The following is a 20,056-nucleotide window of genomic DNA, read 5'->3' as shown; positions in this document are numbered from 1 at the left end:
GTCATGCTCCATGGCGGGGATCGAAGACGTCGCGCAGCCCGTCGCCGAGCAGGTTGAACGCGAGGCTCACGAGCAGGATCGCGATGCCGGGCAGCGTCGCGACCCACCATGCGTCGAGCAGCACGTTGCGGCCCGACGCGACCATGAAGCCCCACTCGGGGCTCGGCGGCTGCGCGCCGAGGCCGAGAAAGCCGAGGCCCGCGACGGTCAGGATGATGCCGGCCATGTCGAGCGTCGCGCGCACGATCACCGACGACATGCACAGCGGCATGATGTAGCGCAGCAGGATCCGCGGGCCCGACGCGCCTTGCAGCCGCGCGGCGTGGATGTAGTCGGCCTGCGCGATGCGGATCGTTTCGGCGCGCGCGAGCCGCGCATACGCGGGCCACGCGGTGATCGAGATCGCGACGACCGCGTTGATCACGCCGGGCCCGAGCGCGGCCGCGAATGCGAGCGCGAGCACGATCTTCGGGAACGCGAGCGCGATGTCGGTGATGCGCATCAGCACGCTGTCGACGAAGCCGCCGCAATAGCCGGCCGTCGTGCCGATCAACAGGCCGATCGGCACGACGATCACGACGACGAGCAGCGCGATGCCGAGCGTGAGGCGCGAGCCGGCGATCAGCCGCGAGAGGATGTCGCGGCCGAGCTGGTCGGTGCCGAACCAGTGCGACGGCGAGCCGGGCGGCAGCAGGCGGTCGGACAGCACCTGGCGCAGCGGATCGTGAGGCATGATCAGCGGGCCGACGATCGCGACGACGATCAGCGCGACGAGGATCGCGAGCCCGAACAGGTTGAGCGGGTTCGTGGCGAAACGGCGCCAGCGTCGGTACGCGAGGCCGAGCGCGGCCTGCGAGCGCGACGCGGGCGCATCGGAAAGCAGCCACGCGCGCAGTGTGAGGCGCTCGGCGCTCATGATTGGATGGCCTTCGGCATGGACGATGAAAGAAGCAGGGTGGAAGCGGTCATGTCGAAACGGCCCTCAGCGCGCACGCGGATCGAACACGCGGTACAGCGCATCGGTCAGCAGGTTGACGGTGATGAACATCGCGCCGATCACGAGCGTCGAGCCGAGCACGGCGTTCATGTCGGCGTTCAGCAGCGCGCCGGTCAGGTATGAGCCGAGCCCGGGCCACGCGAACACGATCTCGGTCAGCACCGAGCCTTCGAGCAGGTTGCTGTACGTGAGCGCGATCACCGTGAGCAGCGGCACCGCGATGTTGCCGAACGCATGCCGCCAGATCACGCGCCGCTCGGACAAGCCCTTCGCGCGCGCGGTGACGATGTATTCCTGGCTCAACTGGTCGAGCATGAACGAGCGCGTCATGCGGCTCAGGTACGCGACCGAGTAGTAGCCGAGGATCGCGGCCGGCAGCGCGATGTGCGATACCGCGTTGCGGAACACGTCCCATTCGCCCGCGAGCGCCGCGTCGATCAGCAGGCTGCCCGTGCGCGGATCGACCATCCCGTCGTACACAGGGTCGAGCCGGCCGGGGCCGCCGACCCAGTGCAGCCGCGCGTAGAACAGCAGCAGCCCCATCAGCCCGAGCCAGAACACCGGCACGGAATTGCCGATCAGCCCGACGAAGCGTGCGATGTGGTCGATCGGCCGGTTGTGCTTCACGGCGGCCGCGACGCCGAGCGGCACGCCGATCGCGATGCCGATCAGCGTCGCGATCGTCGCCAGTTCGAGCGTGGCCGGGAACACGCGCCTGATGTCGTCGAGCACGGGGTTCGACGTCAGCAGCGACATGCCGAGATTGCCGTGCAGCACGTCGCGCGCGTAGATCAGGAACTGCGTGACGAGCGGCTTGTCGAGGCCGAGTGCGATGCGCTCGGCCGCGTACGCATCGGCCGACGCGCGATCGCCGAGGATCGCGAGCACGGGGTCGATCGGCACCTTGCGGCCGATCACGAACGTCAGCGCGAGCAGCCCCGCGAACGTGACGGCGAGCGTGAGCGCCCAGCGCAGCACGCGCAGTGCCCAGCGCACGGCCGGGCGCCGCGCGGGCAGCGTGCGCAGTACTTCGAGGGAGGAGGCGGGAGTCGACATGCGGCGAATCTTATTGCTTCTTCAGGTCGCGGTACGACACGAGATCGTTGATCGGCCCGACTTCGAGCCCGCTCACGCCGGGCCGCGTCGCCACCTGCGCGACTTTCTCGAACATGATCACGAACGGCGAGCGCGCGAGCATCTCCTTCTGCATCGCCTGGTACCGCTGCGCGCGTTGCGCGGCGGTCGGCTCGGCGAGCGCGGCGTCGGTTTCCTTCGTCAGTTGCGGAATGTCCCAGCTGTTGCGCCAGGCCAGCATTTTATAGCTCGACTTGTCGGAATTGTCCGGATTCCACGCGAAGCCCTGCGCGTTGCTGTGCGGATCGATGTAGTCGGCCGACCATTCGCCGATGTAGATGTCGTGCTGGCGCGCGCGGTATTTCGCGAGCGTCTGCTTGTTGTCGCCGGGGATCAACTGCACCTTGATGCCGGCCTGCGCGAAGTTTGCCTGCACGGCCTGCGCGATCTCCGTGTACGGATAGTCGTTGCGCACGTCCATCGTCACCGAGAAGCCGTTCGGCACGCCGGCCTTCGCGAGCAGCGCCTTCGCCTTCGCGACGTCGAGCTTGTACGGGTTCGAATTCAGCGTGCCGAGGAAGCCTTCGGGCAGGAAGGTCTGGTGCACCTTGTACGTCGTCTTCACGACGTTGCCCTGGATGCCCGCATAGTCGACCAGCCACTTCAGCGCTTCCTGCACGTCGGGCTTCGCGAGCGTCGGGTTCTTCGTGTTCAGGCCGAGATACAGCAGCGTCGCCTGCGGTGACGCCGCGACCTTCGCCTTGCCGGATTTCACGACGGAAGCGAGATCGTCGGGGCTCAGGTCGCGCGCCGCGTCGACGTCGCCGTTTTCCAGCAGCAGCCGCTGGCTCGCCGCTTCGGGCACGTGGCGCAGCACGATGCGCTTCATCGCGAGCGGCAGCCGGTAGCCGTCGAAACGCTGCAGCACGATGCTGTCGCCAGCCGTCCATTTGACCAGCTTGTACGCGCCGGAGCCGGCCTCGTTGGTCTTCAGCCACGCATTGCCGAAGTCGTTGCCCTGCTGGTGCGACAGCAGCAGCTTCTTGTCCAGCACCGACGCGGGCCACGAGCCGAGCACGTTCAGCACGAAGGTCGGCGCGTATTTGCGGTCGGTCGTGACCGACACAGTCAGGTCGTCGAGCTTCTTCACGTTCGCCGCGACGTTCGCCTTCGTGAGGCCGATGCCGTTCAGCACGGCGGCCGGGCCCTTGTCGAGCAGTACCGCGCGCTGGATCGACCATGCGACGTCGTCGGCCGTCAGCGGGTTGCCCGAATGGAACTTGAGGCCGGCGCGCAGCTTGAACGTATAGGTCAGCCCGTCGGTGCTCACCGTCCACGATTGCGCGACATCGCCGTTGAATTTCGACGGATCGCGCAGGTCGACCCGCACGAGCCGGTCGTACGTGTTCGCGACGTATTCCTCCGGCACCAGCTCGTAGATCTCGCCCGGGTCGAGCGTCGTGAATTCGTCGAGCAGCGTGGCCATCACGAACAGGTCCTTCGGCGTTTCCGCATGGGCGGCGGAAAGCGGAACGGCGGCGAGAACGGATGCGGCGGCCAGCGCCGCGACGAGCCGGGATGTCAGGGGTTTCATTTGCGCTCCATCGTGAGGTGAACGTGCAATGGGTGAACGTAAAACGGCAACGGGACGTGCGTTACATCAGGCGCCACGGGCCGCTTGCCGCGTTGTCGATCTGCGGTAGCGCGTGCGAGCCGGGCAATTCGTAGTGCCACCATTCGCTGTCGATGTGCGCGAAGCCGGCCGCGTGCATCACGCCGAGCAGCAGCAGGCGGTTGCGTTGCACGGCTTCGGGCAGCCCCGCGTGGAAGTGGCCCGACGCGGCGACCATTTCATCGAAGCCCGTGCCCATGTCGAGCGGCTCGCCGTTCGTGCCGACCAGCGTCAGGTCGACTGCGGTGCCGCGGCTGTGATTCGAGCCGCGGCCGAGATCGGCGATGAAGTCCGGATCGGGCAGGAAATCCCACAGCACCTGCTGCGCTTGCGGCGGCCGGTATGCGTCGTAGATGCGCAGCGTGAAGCCGGCCCGCGCGGCGACGTCCACCGCGCGGCGCAATGCGGCTTCGGCCGGTTCCAGCAGCAGACAGTGCGCGCGGCGGTAGATCGGCTTGCCGGTCAGGTTGCGGTCGGTCGCGTAGACGAGATCGATGTCGACGCGATGCGTGGCGGGCGTGATTTCGACGAGGCGGTGGTCGTTCATCGGCGGTTCAGGTCGGTTCAGGCTCGCTCAGGATTCGAATTGGTCGAACGTGTGCTGCAGTTCGCGATTGCGCGCGACGCGCCGGTCGATCGCGGGGCCGAGGCGGTCGACGACGGCGGTGATCAGCAGGTTGAACAGGCAGGTGAGCGGCGCGAGCGAATCCCAGAACTGGCCGACGTCGGTCTTCACCTGCAGCAGGTCGGCCGGCCATTCGCGCGCCCACGGGCACGAGAGATCGGTGACCAGCGCGAACGGCTGCCCGCGCTCGGCGGCCGCCTGGCAATAGCGGCGCGCGCTGCGCGAATACGCGCGCGTATCGGTGACGATGCAGTACGGCCGCTCGAATTCGGAGTTCAGCGAATCGACGTACGAACCCGACTGGCCGTCGGAATAGAACACGCGCGGGCGCAGGTATTCGAGGTAGCTGCTGAACGCGTTGCTGATCCCGCGCGTCGACTGGATGCCGAGGATGAATACGGCGTCCGCCTGCGCGATGCGATCGGCGACCTGCGCGAACACGGGGCCTTCGGCGAGCCGGTACACGTGGCGGATCGCATCGAGTTCGCGTTCGAGCGACGACGCGAGCGTGCCGTCGCTGCCTTCGGCCGGTTGCGTGCCGGCGGCGCGGCGGTATTCGTCGAGCCGGTCGGTGATCATCCACGGGCGATCGCCGCCGCCGCGCAGTTCGCGTTTCAGGTCGTCGAGATTGCGGTAGCCGACGCTGCGCAGGAAGCGCCCGACCGAGATGCCGCTCGTGCCGGCCTGCTGCGCGATCTGGTCGGCCGTCTCGAGCCCGAGCCGGTCCAGGTTCGCGAGCATGTAGCTGGCGATGCGCTTGGCGGTCGGCGTCAGCTCGGCATAGCGGGATTCGACGGTACGGGCGAACGCGCAGGTCATCGGCTGTTAGATCGTTGTCGTATGTTGATCGAATGTCATCTATCTAACAAAGCCAAAATCATTCGCGCCAGCGGATAAAAACTATGGTGTGAGGATGGGTGATAGGGTCGAAAACGCGTTCAAGGGGGCGGGTGAGGGCGTGCAAGGGTACGTTTTATGTCTGTCAGGCATATTTTGCGTTTATGCCTGGCGTTACACGTCTGGATTTCCTCTTGTCGCCATCCGAGGCACCGCGACCGGACGCGGTCGTATTTCCACATTCACCGTACCTGACCGATTCGCCGACATCCGTCGCCGCCCTGCATCCCTCCGCACCGCAATAATTACAAAATTAAATTCGATCAGTTTAAATCATTAATTCAGGTTAATAATTCATTTAAGTTTTGCGGCGATTTGTATTTAACTTGCGTCACGGGATGTTTGATTTTCGATAATCCGAAAAACGGCAAGTGTTCCGTAACGGGAATTCGCTTAATCGCAAGAATGAAGAGGAAATCATGACGAATCTTTCTCGACGCAAGATGCTGGCGGGTACGGCCGGCGCCATTGCCGCCGCGGGCATTGCGGTATCGGCCAAGGCCGCCTCGTTCGGCAATCCGGACAGTCCGCCGGAAGGCGCGGTGAATGCGCGCAACCGTCAGAGCCTGACTGACCCGGGTCCGAAAAATCCGGCAATCGCCAACCAGTTTCCGTCTTTTCAGGATCCGCCGGCCACGGATATCAACGGGATGCCATTATTCTGGGCGTCGTTCAATAATGCCCATAAACGAATTCAAAATGGCGGATGGGCGCGCGAAGTCACGCAGGACGATTTTGCGATTTCTGAAACCATTTCCGGCGTCAACATGCGCCTGACGCGCGGCGGCATTCGCGAGATGCACTGGCACCAGCAGGCCGAGTGGGCGATCATGCTCGACGGCCGATGCCGGATCACGGTGCTCGACGAACTGGGGCGGCCGTCGGTGCAGGACGTGAAAACCGGCGATCTCTGGTATTTCCCGCCCGGCCTGCCGCATTCGCTGCAGGGCCTCGGCACCGACGGCGCCGAATTCCTGCTCGCGTTCGATAACGGCCGTGCATCGGAATTCAATACGCTGCTGCTGACCGACTGGGTCGCGCATACGCCGCCCGACGTGCTCGCGCTGAACTTCGGCGTGCCGGCCGATGCATTCAGGAACGTTCCGCTCGACAACCTGTGGATCTTCCAGGGCGACGAGCCCGGCCCGCTCGCGGAAGCCCAGCGCGCGTCGGCTTCGTCGGCCGGTGCGCCGCCGCATCCGTTCATCTTCTCGCTCGGCGACATGAAGCCGGTCAGGAAGACGCGCGGCGGCGAAGTGCGGATCGCGGACAGCACCAACTTCAACGTGTCGACGACCGTCGCGGCGGCGCTCGTCACCGTGCATCCGGGCGGCATGCGCGAGCTGCACTGGCATCCGAACGCGGACGAATGGCAGTACTACCTGCAGGGCGAGGCCCGGATGACCGTGTTCGACACGGGGCCGAAGGCGCAGACGGCCGACTTCCGCGCGGGCGACGTCGGCTACGTGAAGAAGAGCCTCGGACACTACGTGCAGAACACCGGCAAGACCGACCTGGTGTTCCTCGAGATCTTCAAGACCGACCGCTACGCCGAAGTGTCGCTGTCCGACTGGCTCGCGCATACGCCGCCGAAGCTCGTCGAGGCGCACCTGAACGTCGCGCCGGACGTGATCGCGCAGTTTCCGCGCAACCGTCCGGACGTCGTGCCGCTGTAACGCTGTCGTCGTGCCACCACGGCCGGCAGCCGGCAGGCGGCAGGCCGGCCGTGGTGCTCGCTTCCGGGCAAGCCCTCCTTATCCGAACTGAACACAACACACCATGATTCCCGTCACGAGCAAACCTGCCGGCGGCTTCGCGCTGCCGGCCCTGTCTTCCGAGGGCGCCGACGGCGCGGCGCGCGCCGCGCTGGAAGGGCGCCGCACCGGTGTCGCCGCGCTGCTGCCGTTCGTCGGCCCGGCCGTGATCGCGTCGATCGGCTATATGGATCCCGGCAACTTCGCGACCAACATCCAGGCCGGCGCCGCGTACGGCTACCGGCTGTTGTGGGTCGTGCTGGCCGCGAACGCGATCGCGATGCTGTTCCAGGCGATGTCGGCGAAGCTGGGCATCGTGACCGGCCGCAATCTCGCGGAGCTGTGCCGAGACCGTTTCCCCGCGCCGGTCGTGTGGGGCATGTGGGCCGCGTCCGAGATCGCCGCGATGGCGACCGATCTCGCCGAATTCCTCGGCGGCGCGCTCGCATTCGGGCTGTTGTGTCACCTGTCGCTGTTCGCGGGGATGATCGCGACGGCGTGCGCGACCTGCGCGATCCTCGCGCTCGAAAGGCGCGGTTTCCGGCCGCTGGAAGCAGCGATCGCGGCGCTGGTCGGCGTGATCGGCGCGTGCTATCTCGGCGAGCTGCTGATCGCGCCGCAGGACTGGCACGCGGCCGCGTTCCACCTGGTCGTCCCGCAGATTCCGGATCATGCGGCGCTGACGATCGCGGTCGGGATCATCGGCGCGACGATCATGCCGCACACGCTGTATCTGCATTCGGGCCTGACGCAGGATCGCACCGCGCCGCGCGACGACACGGAACGGCGGCGGCTCGTGCGTTTCTCGAACCGCGAGGTCGTCGTCGCGCTCGGGCTGGCCGGGTTCGTGAATCTCGCGATGGTGATGATGGCGTCGTCGGCGTTCCACCTGAGCGCGCCGGGCATGACCGACATCGGCGACGCGTATCACACGCTGATCCCGGTGCTCGGGCCGGCGGCCGGTGCGCTGTTTCTCGTTGCGCTGCTGACGTCGGGCGTGTCGAGTTCGGTGGTCGGCACGATGGCCGGGCAGGTCGTGATGCAGGGTTTCATCCGCCGCCGCATGTCGGTATGGATGCGGCGCGCGGTGACGATCGTGCCCGCGTTCGCGGTGGTCGCGCTCGGCTGCGACGTCACGCGCGCAATGGTGGCGAGTCAGGTCGTGCTGAGTTTCGTGCTGCCGATGCCGATGATCGCGCTGCTGATGCTGTCGGCGCGCGAGGACGTGATGGGTGCTTACGCAATGCGGATGCCGTTGCAGATCGTCGCCGGCGCGGCGACGATCGTGATCGTCGGGCTGAATGCGTATCTGGTGTGGGCTGCGTTCAATTGAACGGCAGCAGTAGGCGGCTACCGGGGGGCAGCCGCCTACTGCTGCCCGCGATTACTTCGCCAGCGTCCGGTATGACACGAGGTCGTTGATCGGTCCGATTTCCGGCCCGGTCGCACCGGGGCGCGTCGCGACCTGCACCACCTTCTCGAACATGATGATGAACGGCGAGTTCGCGAGCACGGCTTTCTGCAGCGCTTCGTAACGCTGCGCGCGCTTCGCGGGCGACGGCTCGACGAGCGCGGCCTCGGTGTCCTTCGTCAGTTGCGGAATGTCCCAGCTGTTGCGCCACGCGAGCATCTTGGTCGGCGACTGGTCCGAGTTGTCCGGGTTCCACGCGAAGCCGCGCGCGTTGCTGTTCGGGTCCATGTAGTCGGGCGACCATTCGCCGATGAAGATGTCATGCTGGCGCGCGCGGTACTTGCCGATCGCCTGCTTCGCATCGCCGGGGATCAGCTTCACGCGGATGCCGCCCTGCGCGAAGTTCGCCTGCAGCGCCTGCGCGATCTCGAGGTACGGATAGTCGTTCGGCATGTCCATCGTCACGTCGAAGCCGTTCGGCAAGCCGGCCTTCGCGAGCAGCGCCTTCGCCTTCGCGACGTCCTGCTTGTACGGCCGCGCGTTCAGCGTGCCGAGGAAGCCTTCGGGCAGGAAGGTTTCGTGCACCTTGTAGGTCGTGCTGACGATGTTGCGCTGGATGCCGTCGTAGTCGACGAGCCATTTCATCGCCTGCTGCACGTCGGGTTTCGCGAGGTTCGGGTTCTTCGTGTTCAGGCTCAGGTACAGCAGTGCGGACACCGGCCACGACGCGACCTTGATCTTGCCGGCCTTCGTCAGCGCGGCGAGGCTGTCGGGGCTCAGGTTGCGCGCGGCATCGGCGTCGCCGTTTTCCAGCAGCAGCCGCTGCGCGGACGCTTCGGGCACGTGGCGCAGCACGACGCGCTTCATCGAGTACGGCGTGCGGTATTTGTCGAAACGCTGCAGCACGATGCTTTCGTTCGGCGTCCACTTGACGAACTGGTACGGGCCCGAGCCCGCGTCGTTGGTCCTGAGCCAGCCGCTGCCGAAATCGTTGCCCTGCTGGTGCGACAGCAGCAGCTTCTTGTCGAACACCGATGCCGGGCACGCGCTCAGCACGTTGAGCACGAAGCTCGGCGCGTACTTGCGGTCGGTTTCGAGCACGACGGTCTGCGGGTCGATCGCGCGTACCTTCTGCATCACGTTCGCCTTCGTGAGGCCGAGATCGGCGAGCACGCCGGCCGGCCCCTTGTCGAGCAGGATGGTGCGCTGCAGCGACCACGCGACGTCGTCGGCGGTCACCGGGTTGCCGGAGTGGAACGTGAGGCCCGGGCGCAGCTTGAACGTGTAGGTCACGCCGTCGGCGCCGACCGTCCACGATTGCGCGATCTGCCCGTCGAAGCGCGTCGGGTCCTTCAGGTCGACGCGCACCAGGCGTTCGTAGGTGTTCGCGACGTACTCGGACGGCACCAGTTCGTAGATCCCGCTCGGGTCGAGGGTCGTGAATTCGCCGAGCTGCGTGGCGACGACGAAGATGCCGGGCGGCGTGGCGGCCTGCACCGGCAGCGCCGGAACAAGCGCGACGAGCGCGGCGCTGACGAACAGCCGGGACAGCAGGTGCTTCATGCGGGCTCCGTTGAAAAGGAATCGTGGGTGCGATTCTCTCATCGACGGCTACCCGGATGAAAATATTCGATGCGCGCGCGGTGGCGCGCGGGAGCGGGCCGGGCGGGCGCCCGGCGCCGGCAGGCTGCGGATCAGATCACGCAGCGCGCGATCGCGAAGCGCATCGCTTCCTCGGGCGGCTCGCTGCCCGAGCCGCGCACGACCTTGACGACCGAGCCGTTGCCCGACGGCGTCAGCGTGACGAAGTACGCATTCGAGCCGACGGCAATGTCGGTCACGCCGTTGTGCTGCGACTGCTCGGTGCCGGACAGGCGGCTGTCGAGGCAGTTGGCGATCGCGTGGGCCGGACGTTGCGACGACACATAGATCATCGGCGCTGCGCCGGATGCGGCCGAGTTGGACGAGGGAGCGGAGCCGCAGGCGGCGAGCAGGGCGGCGGGAAGGAGCAGCAGGAATCGTTTCATGGTCGGATCGTCGAGTGTCTCGTGTCGAGGCTGGGGCGCGGGGGAGGCGAAACGCGAAGCTTCGCGACGAAACCGCCCGGAATCGGGCCGTTTTTGACGGTCGATACGGCGAGCGGCTGACGACGGAGTATACCCGCGGCATTTGACGCGGATGGCACGTTGAAACGATTCGATACAACAAGCACCCGCTGCCGCACGGCGGCAGCGGGCGTTTCAGGCGATGGCGATTGGGCGCTTGTTGTGGTCGCTTACTGGCCGATCTTGTTGCCGACCGCATTTTCCTGCTGGTTCAGCACGCGCTGTTCGCTCTTGGTGATGTGGCCGTGATCCTGCGCGGCCATGTCCCGCTCTTCCCGGCGGATCTTGCGGTCGTCGCGGTGCAGGCGCGCGGCCTGTGCGTGCGACATCTCGCCTTCCTTCACTTCGTGATGGATACGGCGATTCTGGTTCGCGAGACGCTGGTTGACCTCTTCGCGGCGCGGATGCGCCTGCTGCCACGGCGTGTCGGCGAACGCGGTGCCGGTCAGTACCGACATCAGGGTGGCGGAGATCGCGAGATGGCGGGTAAGGGCTCGCATGGTGTTTTCTCCTGTCGTTGCGCGCCCGAATCGTGGGCGCTTGATGAAAAAACGCGGAGCGGGCACCGGCTGTTGACGTTTCCGCCTGTATCGATTGCAAGCGTTCGTTACGTCTGGTGTTTGCGGCGCGCGTCAGGTGAGCCGATAGGATCGGCCGGGCGTCACTTCCGCCGGCAGCGGTTCGCGGTTCAGTTCGAGCAGCGTGCGTTCGATCTGCCGCGTGATCGCATCGAGTGCGAGATGGTTCGGCCCGTCGCCGAACGGCTCGGCGATCGCATGCGCGATCGCGTCGAGCGCGATCAGCGTATACGCGACGAACACGGTGACGAACGGCGTCGCCGCGCCGATCGAGTCGACGAGGCCGAACGGCAGCAGCACGCAGTACGCATAGATGGTCCGGTGCAGCAGCACGTCGTACGAGAACGGGATCGGCGTCGACGCGATGCGCTCGCAGCCGCTCACCATCGCGACGAGATCGTCGAGGCGCGCGTCGAGCATCCACAGGCGCGTGTCGGCGAGGCGGCCCGCATCGGCGCGCGCGGCGAATGCTTCGCGCAGCCCGTGCACGATCGCGACCGGGCGGAACCGCGCGGCGGCGACGTGCGCATAGGTGCCGCTGTCGAGCAGCGCGCGCAGGTCCGCGGCCGGATCGGTGCCGCGCAGTTGATGCTTGAGCGCATAGACGAACGCGACGACCGTTCGCACGAACGCGCGCCGCGCATCGTCGTCGCGATCGACCGCGCCGTAGCAGAGCGCTTGCGACACCAGCGTGCGTGTGGCGGTCAGCACGCCGCCCCACAGCTGCCGCGCCTCGCGGTAGCGGTCGTAGCTCGCGTTGTTGCGAAACCCGGCGAAGATGGCGAGCGTAAGGCCGATCAGCGTGAACGGCGTCGGGTTCAGCGGCACCTTTTCGCCGAGCACGCGGCCGCCGCCCCACACCGCGACGAGGCTGATCGCGAGCGTCAGCACGAGCTGCGGCAGGATGGTCGGCAGCACCGAGCCGTTCCAGACGAGCAGCATCCGCAGCCAGTGCTCGCGCGGACGAACGATCATCGTCGGGCTCCGTCAGGCGGCGATCGATGCCGGGGCGGCCGCGCGATGCAGCAGCACGGGCACCGACTTCGACGTCGGCGTGTTGCACACGTCGCCGACGCTGTCGAGCGGCACGAGCGGGTTGGTTTCCGGGTAGTACGCGCCGATGCAGCCGCGCGGGATGTCGTACTCGACGAGCAGGAAGCCGTCCGCGCGCCGCTCGATGCCGTCGTGCCACACGGTTTCCATGTCGACCCATTCGCCGGCCTTCAGGCCGAGCATCGCGAGATCGTCGCGGTTGACGAACACCACGCGGCGCTGGCCGAACACGCCGCGATAGCGGTCGTCGAGCCCATAGACGGTCGTGTTGTACTGGTCGTGCGAGCGCGTCGTCATCAGCGTCATCAGGCGTTCGCCGTGCAGCGCGCGGGCGCGCTGGATCGGCGTGTCGGTCGGCAGCGCGTGTGCGATGAAGTTCGCCTTGGCCGTCGGCGTGAGCCATTCGCGGTCGCGCGAGGCGACGCGCAGGTGGAAGCCGCCCGGCCGCGCGATGCGCGTGTTGTAGTCGTAGAAGTCGTCGAGCGTCGCCTCGATCGCGTCGCGGATCTTCGCGTAGTCGTCCTTGTACGCGAGCCAGTCGATCTTGCCGCTGCCGAACAGCGCGTGGCCCATATGCGCGACGATCGCGGGCTCCGACATCAGGTTCGGCGATGCCGGCTTGTTCATCCCGTACGACACGTGGACCATGCTCATCGAATCCTCGACCGTCACGCCTTGCGCGACGTTGTCCTGCAGGTCGATTTCGGTGCGGCCGAGCGTCGGCAGGATCAGCGCGTCGCGGCCGTGGATCAGGTGGCTGCGGTTCAGTTTCGTCGTGATGTGCACCGACAGGTCGCAGCGGCGCATGCCTTCCCACGTGCGCGGCGTGTCGGGCGTCGCCATCGCGAAGTTGCCGCCGAGGCCGATCAGCACCTTCACGCGGCCTTCGAGCATTCCCTCGATCGTCTCGACGACGTCGTAGCCGTGATGGCGCGGCGGTTCGAAATCGAACACGTGGCCGAGCCGGTCGAGGAACGCCTGTGACGGCTTTTCCTCGATGCCGACCGTGCGGTTGCCCTGCACGTTCGAGTGGCCGCGCACCGGGCACAGGCCCGCGCCGGGGCGGCCGATGTTGCCGCGCATCAGCATCAGGTTCGTCAGCATCTGCACGGTGGCGACCGAATGCTTGTGCTGCGTGATGCCCATGCCCCACGTCGCGATCACGCGCTCGCTGCGCGCATACAGCTGCGCGAGGGCGTCGATCTGCTCGTACGGCACGCCGCTTTCGGCCGTCAGCGCGGACCAGCTTTCATTGCGCAGGTCGTCGGCGAACGCGTCGAAGCCGGCCGTGTGCTCGCCGATGAACGCGGTGTCGAGCACGCGCGGCGCACCGGCGGCGCGCGCGGCGTCGTCGAGTTCGAGCACGCGCTTCGCCATCCCCTTGATCAGCGCGAAATCGCCGCCGATCGTCGGCTGGATGAACGTCGATGCGATCTTTGTGCCCGACATCGTCAACATCTCGAGCGGGCTTTGCGGATCGGCGAAGCGTTCGAGGCCGCGCTCCTTCAGCGGGTTGATCGACACGATCGTCGCGCCGCGCTTCGCGCACTCGCGCAGTTCGCCCATCATCCGCGGATGGTTGGTCGCGGGGTTCTGGCCGAAGATCAGCAGCGTGTCCGCATGCTCGAAATCGTCGAGCGTGACGGTACCCTTGCCGACGCCGACCGACGCGGGCAGCCCGCGGCTCGTCGCCTCGTGGCACATGTTCGAGCAGTCGGGGAAGTTGTTCGTGCCGTACCGCCGCACGAGCAGCTGGTACAGGAACGCCGCTTCGTTGCTCGCGCGGCCGGACGTGTAGAACGCGGCCTGGTTCGGGTCGGGCAGTGCGCGCAGGTGGCGCGCGATCAGTTCGAACGCATCGTCCCACGCGATCGGCACGTAGCGGTCGGTCTGCGCGTCGTACACCATCGGGTCGGTGAGCCGGCCGTGCTGTTCGAGTTCGAAATCCGACTGTTCGAGCAGCTCGGTGACCGTATGCGCGGCGAAGAATTCGGGCGTCACGCGCTTGCTCGTCGCTTCGGCGGCCACCGCCTTCACGCCGTTCTCGCAGAATTCGAACGTCGATGCGTGCTGGCGGTCGGGCCACGCGCAGCCGGGGCAGTCGAAGCCGTCCGGCTGGTTCTGGCGCAGCAGCGTACGGTAGTTGCCGCCGGCGACCTTTTCCTTGATCAAGTTGATCGTGACGGCTTTCAGCGCGCCCCAGCCGGCGGCCGGGTGGGTGTACGGTTCGATGCGCGCGGTGGCGGATTTCTTTTTCATGGTGCAGCAGGTGTCGGGGTCGATGGGTGCAGAGTACGCGCGGCACCCGTCCGGCTGTGTGTACACCTGTTCACTTCAAAAAAGAGTACAGTTTCGGCCATTCATACAGTGCGGATCGCAACTGTGTTGTTGAAGGGAAGTTGAAAGGGAGGCGCGTGAAGCGTTACGAACAACTGGCCGACGATCTCCAGGCGCAGATCGAGCGCGGCGTGTATCGGCCCGGCGAGCGGATTCCTTCGGTGCGGCAGGCGAGCCGGCAGCAGCAGCTCAGCGTCACGACGGTGCTGCGCGCATACCTCGTGCTCGAAAGCCGCGGCCTGATCGAAAGCCGGCCGCAGTCGGGCTATTTCGTGCGGGCGCGCGCGGCGGCGCCGACCGAGGCCGAACTGCACATGTCGGCGCCGGCCGCCGAGCCGTCGGCGGTGGACGTGAGCCGGCTCGTGCTGTCGACGCTGCGCTCGATCGCGCGCGACGATGCGGTGCCGCTCGGTTCGCCGTATCCCGATGCATCGCAGTTCCCGGTGCAGCGGCTCGCGCGTTATGCGCAGGCGATCGGACGCCGCCGTACGCGCTGGGGCGTGATCGACGACCTGCCGCCCGGCAACCAGGAACTGATCCGCCAGATCGCGCGGCGTTATGCGGAGCGCGGAATCGCGGTCGAGCCGGGCGAGATCGTGATGACGATCGGCGCGACCGAGGCGATCAACCTGTGCCTGCAGGCCGTCGCGAAGCCGGGCGACACGATCGCCGTCGAGTCGCCGACGTTCTACGCGATGCTGCACGCGATCGAGCGGATGGGCATGCGCGCGCTCGAAGTCGCGACGCATCCGGTCGACGGCATCGATCTCGACGCGCTCGAACGGATCCTCGAGCGCGAGCGTATCGCCGCGTGCATGGTGATGCCGAATTTCCAGAATCCGCTCGGCTTCCAGATGCCCGACGCGCGCAAGCGCGCGCTCGTCGAGCTGCTGGCGAAGCACGGCGTGCCGGCGATCGAGAACGACGTCTATCACGAGTTGCACTTCGGCGACACGACGCCGAGCGCGCTGAAATCGTTCGATCGCGACGGGCTCGTGCTGCATTGCGCGTCGTTCACGAAGAGCCTGTCGCCGCGCTACCGGATCGGCTGGGCGATGCCCGGCCGCTACCGCGACCAGGTCGAGAAGCTGAAATTCCTGAACACGCTCGCGACGCCCGCGATCGAGCAACTGGCGATCGCCGAGTACCTGAAACATGACGGCTACGATTTCCATCTGCGGCGCATGCGCAAGCAGTACGCGCAGCAGGCGAGCCTGATGAGCGCGATGGTGCGGCGGTTCTTTCCGGAAGGCACGCGGCTGTCGCAGCCGCAGGGCGGGTATGTGCTGTGGGTCGAGCTGCCGTCGCAGGTCGATGCGATGAGGCTTTACACGCTCGCGCTCGCTCAGCGGATCACCGTTGGGCCCGGGCACATGTTCTCGGCGGGCACCGATTACCGGCATTTCATCCGGCTCAACTACAGCTATCCGTGGTCGCGGCAGATCGAGGAAGCGCTGAAGCTGCTGGGGCGGCTCGCATCGGAGTGCGCAGCGAGGTGAACGGCGCAATGCCGGGTGGCAGGCGGCGGCCGCGCCGAGCGTGCCGTTTCATTGCTCGATCGCGTCGACCTTGTCCTCGAGATAGTCCTTCAGCAGCGTCAGGCGTTCGAGCCGTTCGATCTCGTCGTTCGCGAGAAAGCGTACGCTCGTCGCGTCGACGAACAGCGCGCGCTTGATGCGGCGGCCGCCCGCTTCGGTCATTCCGCGCCAGTTCTGGTAGCTCTCGGTGATCAGTTCCCAGGTCATGACCGATCTCGTCAGGATGCTGCCCGCGCGCGGGATCGGCGTGCTGTTCGGGCGCGTCAACCGCTATCTGCGCGCGGACATGGATCGTCACCGGATCACCGAGGTCGTCGGCGCGTCGCGCATCTTCGAGACGCTGCATCAGGCGCCGCAGGAGCCCGGCACCGTATAGCGTGAACCGCGCGCTACGCGGCCGCGCGCAAGCGCGCAAAGCCGTTGCGCAGGTGGCGGGCCAGTTCCGTCGCGGCCGGCGTGCGCTGGCCGCGCGGCAGATGAAGGTTGATCGCGAAGTTCGGCAGCGCGGGCAGGCCGCTGCCGGCCGGCAGGATGTCGAGGTCGGCCGGCACGGTGGACGCGAGCCACACGGTCACCGCGAGATCGGCGCGCACGGTCGCGGCCGTCGCGTCGAAGCTGCCGTTCTCGAACATGGTGCGCCACGCGCGATCGCTGCCGCGCAGCGCGTCGAGCACGGTCGGGCGGAACGCGCAGGTCTGCGCGACCATCGACACCGGCAGCGGCGTGTTCCGGTGCGCGGTGCCGCCTTTCGCACCGACCCAGACCAGCCGGTCGACCGCGATGCATTCGCCGCGCGACGGCCCGACCGGCGCCTCGATCAGCGCGACGTCGAGATCGCCCTGCGTGAGCCCCCGGCGCAGTTCCGGCGATGCCGCGCACACGAGCGAGAGCGCGACCTGCGGATGCGCCTGCGCATAGCCTTTCAGGATCGGCGCGAGACAGGTGCCGACGAGATCCTGCGGTGCGCCGAGGCGAACGGCGCCGTCGACCGCGCCGGCCGTCAGGTCGGTCAGCAGCGCGTCATGCACGGCGAGCAGCCGGCGCGCCTGTTCGAGCAGCCGCTCACCGGCTGCGGTGAGCAGCAGGTTGCGATGCTCGCGGACGAACAGCGGGCCGGACAGCGTTTCGAGCCGCGCGACCTGCTGGCTGACCGCGCCTTGCGTCAGGTGCAGCGCGCGGCTGGCCGCCGTCATGCTGCGATGATCGGCGACCGTGACGAAGGCGCGCAGCAGCGCGATGTCGAGATTGCGTACCATGCGTCGGATTATGAATGCTAATGGCAGACATAAAAAGCTTTCGCTGTCGTAATGGCAAGATCGCGGGTAAAACGGGAGCTTCGACGACGACAACCGGGAGCTTCCGTGCTGCTTCGCGACTACCTGCCGCTGATGCTGTTCGTGATCGTGTCCACCGTGACGCCGGGCGGCGCGACGACGCTCGCAACCGCATCGGGCGCCCATTTCGGCTATCGGCGGTCGCTGCCGCTGATGGCCGGCATCGCGGCCGGCCTGGCGTCGATGGCGGCCGCCGCCGCGGCCGGGCTCGGCAGCGTGTTGCTTGCGCTGCCCGCGTTGCAGCTCGCGATGAAGGCGGCCGGCTCGCTGTATCTCGTGTGGCTGGCCGTGCGCATCGGGCGCGGCGGCAAGCCGCGGCTCGATGCCGCCGTGCACCGGCCGCAAGGGTTCGTCAGCGGCGTCTGGATGCTCTGGCACAACCCGAAAGGCTGGGCGATGACGCTCGGCGCGGCCGCGTCGTTCGCCGCGCTCGCGTCCGGGCCGGCGCGGCTCGGCGTATTGCTCGGGCTGGCGTTCGGCTTGGCCGCGATGGCGTCGTTGTCGCTGTGGTGTTTCGCCGGGCTGTTGTTCGCGCGCGTGTTGCGCACGGAGCGGCAGTGGCGCTGCCTGAATGCGGGGCTGGGCGTGCTGCTCGTGGTGTCGATCGTGCCGATGTGGCTGCCGTAGCGACGCTGCGCGCGCATCGCGGCGGCGCGTCCACGTTCAGCGCGAACCGGCGCGCGCGGCGCCGGCAGTTCGTCCGCCCGTACCGGCCGACCACAACGGCAGCCGCAGCGTCGTGACGAAGCTCGCCGCATGCAGCACGCAAAGCAGGCCGAACGCCCACGCGTATGCGGCGGCTTGCGTGCCCCCGCCCGCCGACGATTCGGCCTGTAGCCGCCATGCGAGGAACAGCGTGCATATCGTCGTGAACGTCGGGCCGCCGAGGCGCTGCACGATATTGAGCGATGTCGTCGCCATCGGCAGGTTGCGGCGCTCGACCGACGCATATGCGGCGGAGATCGACGGCGCGCCGATCGCGCTCTGGCCCATGCCGCGCAAAAACAGCGCGGCCACGAGCACGTACGGATCGTAGCCGGTCAGCGCGAGGGACACGAACGGCAGCGTCGCGACGAGGGCGAGCAACGCACCGGCGGCGGCCAGCCGGCGCACGCCGAACCGGCTCGTCAACGCGCCCATCGACGGATAGGTGACGAGCATGCCGAGCCCGAGCGGCGCAAGCAGCCAACCCATCTCGCCCGGCGAGCGCCCGCACGCCTGGATCAGGAACACGGGGATCAGCATCTGGCCCGCGTACATCGCGCCGTTCGACAGAAACTGCGTGCCGGCCGCTGCGCCGAATACGCGGGAGCGAAACAGCGCGAGATCGATCAGTGCGTGTTCGCCCTTGCGTTGCTCGAAGCGCAGGAACGCGGCGAGCAGCAGCGCCGAGCATGCGATCGCGGCGATGCCGGGCGCCGTGCCGATCCGTTCGGCGCCGTACAGGAACAGCACGAGGCCCGGCGACAACAGCGCGAGACCGATCCAGTCGAGTTCGCGTCGTTGTGCTTCGTCACGGTCGCCGGGCAGGAACCGCACGGCCAGCGCGAGCGCCAGCACGCCGACGGGCAGGTTCACGAGAAACAGCCAGCGCCACGACGCGTATTGCAGGATCGCGCCGGCGACCACGGGGCCGAGGATCGGCGCGAGCAGCACGGGCACCGCCGCGTAGCCGATCACGCGCGCCATCTGCTGGCCGGCGACGCGCGCGATCATCATCTGCGCCATCGGTGCGAGCAGCCCGCCGCTGACGCCTTGCAGCACGCGGAACGCGATCAATGACGGCGCGGACCACGCGAGCCCGCACAGCGCGGATGTGAGCGTGAACGCGGAGAAGCACCACAGGTACAGCGCCTTCGCGCCGATGCGGTCGACGAGCCAGCCGTTCAGCGGCAGCACCAGCGTCAGCGCGAGCAGGTAGCCGCTCGTCACCCACTGGATCGTCGACAGGCTCGCGTGCAGGTCGGTCGCGAGGCTCGACAGCGAGACGTTGACGATCGTCGCGTCGAGCTGCGACAGCAGCGAGCCGAGCGTCGCGACCGCGCTGACCTTCCAGATCGACGGATCGAGCCGGCCGGCTGCGGGGCCCGCCGGCTGCGCGCGTCGGTCGCTCACGCGCCGCGCCGGTCGAGCAGCGCGACGATGTCCTGCGTCGAGCCCGTTTCGCCGAGGCGCGGGAACACGCGCTCGACGCTGTTCGCGTGCGCGTCCGAGTTGAGGTCGGTCATCGCGTCGACGGCGAGCGTCACGTTGTAGCCGAGTTCGTGGGCCTGTCGCGCGGTCGATTCGACGCCGATGCTCGTCGCGACGCCGGTCAGCACGATCTGCGTGACGCCGGCCGCCTTCAGGTGCGCGTCGAGATCCGTACCGGTAAATGCGCCCCAGGTCTTTTTCGTCACGGCATGGTCGCCCGGCTGCCGGTTCAGCTCGGGCACGAGTTCGGTCCAGTCGGCGGGCAGGGCGTCCACGCGCACCTGCTGCTGCGTGCGGCCCGGCGCGCCGCCGGCGACGTTGACGAGCACGACCGGCAGGTCGCGGCTGCGGAATGCGTCGAGCAATTCACGGGTGTGCGCGATCACCGGCGCGACCGGGTGTGCGGTGGGGAGGGCGACGATGCCTTTCTGCAGGTCGATGACGACGAGTGCCGTGTTCGTGTCGAGACGGGTTGCGCTCATGATGGG

18 protein-coding genes and 1 pseudogene are annotated in these 20,056 nt (G+C 67.4%); 5 read left to right on the top strand and 14 right to left on the bottom strand.

Features of this window, described 5'->3' with window-relative positions; genetic code table 11:
- Nucleotide 1: 1 nt before the first annotated feature.
- From nikC to sapR, 5 genes are all read right to left on the bottom strand, one after another.
- Nucleotides 2-916: a nickel transporter permease gene (nikC, locus tag BT264_RS16880; RefSeq protein ID WP_072438977.1), complete on the bottom strand. Its 915-nt coding sequence runs from the start codon at nt 914-916 to the stop codon at nt 2-4.
- Between the two features lie 66 nt (nt 917-982).
- A complete protein-coding gene (locus BT264_RS16875; RefSeq protein WP_072438975.1) occupies nt 983-2,053 on the bottom strand; it encodes an ABC transporter permease in 1,071 nt (356 codons plus the stop codon).
- Between the two features lie 10 nt (nt 2,054-2,063).
- Nucleotides 2,064-3,665: an ABC transporter substrate-binding protein gene (locus BT264_RS16870; protein ID WP_072438973.1), complete on the bottom strand. Its 1,602-nt coding sequence runs from the start codon at nt 3,663-3,665 to the stop codon at nt 2,064-2,066.
- Nucleotides 3,666-3,726: 61 nt separating this feature from the next.
- Nucleotides 3,727-4,290 (bottom strand): D-alanyl-D-alanine dipeptidase, encoded by a 564-nt coding sequence (gene ddpX / locus BT264_RS16865; RefSeq protein WP_072438971.1) that lies wholly within the window; start codon nt 4,288-4,290, stop codon nt 3,727-3,729.
- A gap of 27 nt (nt 4,291-4,317) precedes the next feature.
- Nucleotides 4,318-5,187: a sap1 transcriptional regulator SapR gene (sapR, locus tag BT264_RS16860; RefSeq protein WP_072438969.1), complete on the bottom strand. Its 870-nt coding sequence runs from the start codon at nt 5,185-5,187 to the stop codon at nt 4,318-4,320.
- Between the two features lie 497 nt (nt 5,188-5,684).
- Here sapR and BT264_RS16855 point away from each other — a divergent pair, with 497 nt between their 5' ends.
- Together BT264_RS16855 and BT264_RS16850 are read left to right on the top strand one after the other, a co-directional pair.
- A complete protein-coding gene (locus BT264_RS16855) occupies nt 5,685-6,941 on the top strand; it encodes an oxalate decarboxylase family bicupin (protein WP_072438967.1) in 1,257 nt (418 codons plus the stop codon).
- A 103-nt stretch (nt 6,942-7,044) separates the two neighbouring features.
- Nucleotides 7,045-8,352, top strand: a complete 1,308-nt coding sequence (locus tag BT264_RS16850; RefSeq protein ID WP_072438965.1) for an Nramp family divalent metal transporter — start codon at nt 7,045-7,047, stop codon at nt 8,350-8,352.
- A 51-nt stretch (nt 8,353-8,403) separates the two neighbouring features.
- Here BT264_RS16850 and BT264_RS16845 read toward each other — a convergent pair whose 3' ends face one another.
- The 5 genes from BT264_RS16845 to BT264_RS16820 all read right to left on the bottom strand — a co-directional run bounded on the left by BT264_RS16845 (nt 8,404) and on the right by BT264_RS16820 (nt 14,425).
- Nucleotides 8,404-9,993 carry an ABC transporter substrate-binding protein gene (locus BT264_RS16845; protein ID WP_072438964.1) on the bottom strand — a complete coding sequence of 530 codons (1,590 nt, stop codon included), beginning with the start codon at nt 9,991-9,993 and terminating at the stop codon, nt 8,404-8,406.
- A 131-nt stretch (nt 9,994-10,124) separates the two neighbouring features.
- Entirely contained in the window at nt 10,125-10,457 is a 333-nt protein-coding gene (locus BT264_RS16840; protein WP_034180272.1) for a sugar ABC transporter ATPase, read from the bottom strand.
- A gap of 248 nt (nt 10,458-10,705) precedes the next feature.
- A complete protein-coding gene (locus BT264_RS16830; protein WP_072438963.1) occupies nt 10,706-11,035 on the bottom strand; it encodes a hypothetical protein in 330 nt (109 codons plus the stop codon).
- A gap of 132 nt (nt 11,036-11,167) precedes the next feature.
- The gene (locus BT264_RS16825; protein ID WP_072438962.1) at nt 11,168-12,088 is read right to left on the bottom strand and encodes a bestrophin family protein; all 921 of its coding nucleotides are present in this window, start codon (nt 12,086-12,088) and stop codon (nt 11,168-11,170) included.
- A 12-nt stretch (nt 12,089-12,100) separates the two neighbouring features.
- Entirely contained in the window at nt 12,101-14,425 is a 2,325-nt protein-coding gene (locus BT264_RS16820; protein WP_072438961.1) for an FdhF/YdeP family oxidoreductase, read from the bottom strand.
- Nucleotides 14,426-14,580: 155 nt separating this feature from the next.
- Here BT264_RS16820 and BT264_RS16810 point away from each other — a divergent pair, with 155 nt between their 5' ends.
- Entirely contained in the window at nt 14,581-16,002 is a 1,422-nt protein-coding gene (locus BT264_RS16810) for an aminotransferase-like domain-containing protein (protein WP_072438960.1), read from the top strand.
- Between the two features lie 51 nt (nt 16,003-16,053).
- On the opposite strand, the pseudogene BT264_RS16805 reads toward BT264_RS16810, so the two are convergent.
- Nucleotides 16,054-16,254, bottom strand: a pseudogene (locus tag BT264_RS16805) (mechanosensitive ion channel family protein); the annotation flags it as partial.
- On the opposite strand from BT264_RS16805, the gene BT264_RS16800 reads away from it, so the two are divergent.
- Nucleotides 16,247-16,417 (top strand): hypothetical protein, encoded by a 171-nt coding sequence (locus BT264_RS16800; RefSeq protein WP_371287106.1) that lies wholly within the window; start codon nt 16,247-16,249, stop codon nt 16,415-16,417. The pseudogene BT264_RS16805 and the gene BT264_RS16800 sit on opposite strands and share 8 nt — an antisense overlap.
- Before the next feature lie 13 nt (nt 16,418-16,430).
- On the opposite strand, the gene BT264_RS16795 is transcribed toward BT264_RS16800, so the two are convergent.
- Nucleotides 16,431-17,297 carry a LysR substrate-binding domain-containing protein gene (locus tag BT264_RS16795; RefSeq protein ID WP_218173346.1) on the bottom strand — a complete coding sequence of 289 codons (867 nt, stop codon included), beginning with the start codon at nt 17,295-17,297 and terminating at the stop codon, nt 16,431-16,433.
- 51 nt (nt 17,298-17,348) lie between these two features.
- On the opposite strand from BT264_RS16795, the gene BT264_RS16790 reads away from it, so the two are divergent.
- Nucleotides 17,349-18,002 carry a LysE family translocator gene (locus tag BT264_RS16790; RefSeq protein ID WP_083534060.1) on the top strand — a complete coding sequence of 218 codons (654 nt, stop codon included), beginning with the start codon at nt 17,349-17,351 and terminating at the stop codon, nt 18,000-18,002.
- A gap of 36 nt (nt 18,003-18,038) precedes the next feature.
- On the opposite strand, the gene BT264_RS16785 is transcribed toward BT264_RS16790, so the two are convergent.
- Both BT264_RS16785 and BT264_RS16780 read right to left on the bottom strand, forming a co-directional pair.
- On the bottom strand, nt 18,039-19,490 hold the full coding sequence (locus tag BT264_RS16785) for a DHA2 family efflux MFS transporter permease subunit (protein ID WP_072438958.1): 1,452 nt from the start codon (nt 19,488-19,490) through the stop codon (nt 18,039-18,041).
- The gene (locus BT264_RS16780; protein ID WP_072438956.1) at nt 19,487-20,050 is read right to left on the bottom strand and encodes an isochorismatase family protein; all 564 of its coding nucleotides are present in this window, start codon (nt 20,048-20,050) and stop codon (nt 19,487-19,489) included. Before BT264_RS16780 ends, BT264_RS16785 begins: the two co-directional genes overlap by 4 nt.
- Nucleotides 20,051-20,056 lie beyond the last annotated feature (6 nt).

The organism is Burkholderia sp. NFPP32 (genome assembly GCF_900119325.1).
In the GTDB taxonomy this organism is placed as follows: Bacteria; Pseudomonadota; Gammaproteobacteria; order Burkholderiales; family Burkholderiaceae; genus Burkholderia; species Burkholderia pyrrocinia_C.
The sequence above is the reverse complement of the archived record's forward strand: the minus strand, read 5'-3'. Positions and strand labels throughout refer to the sequence as shown.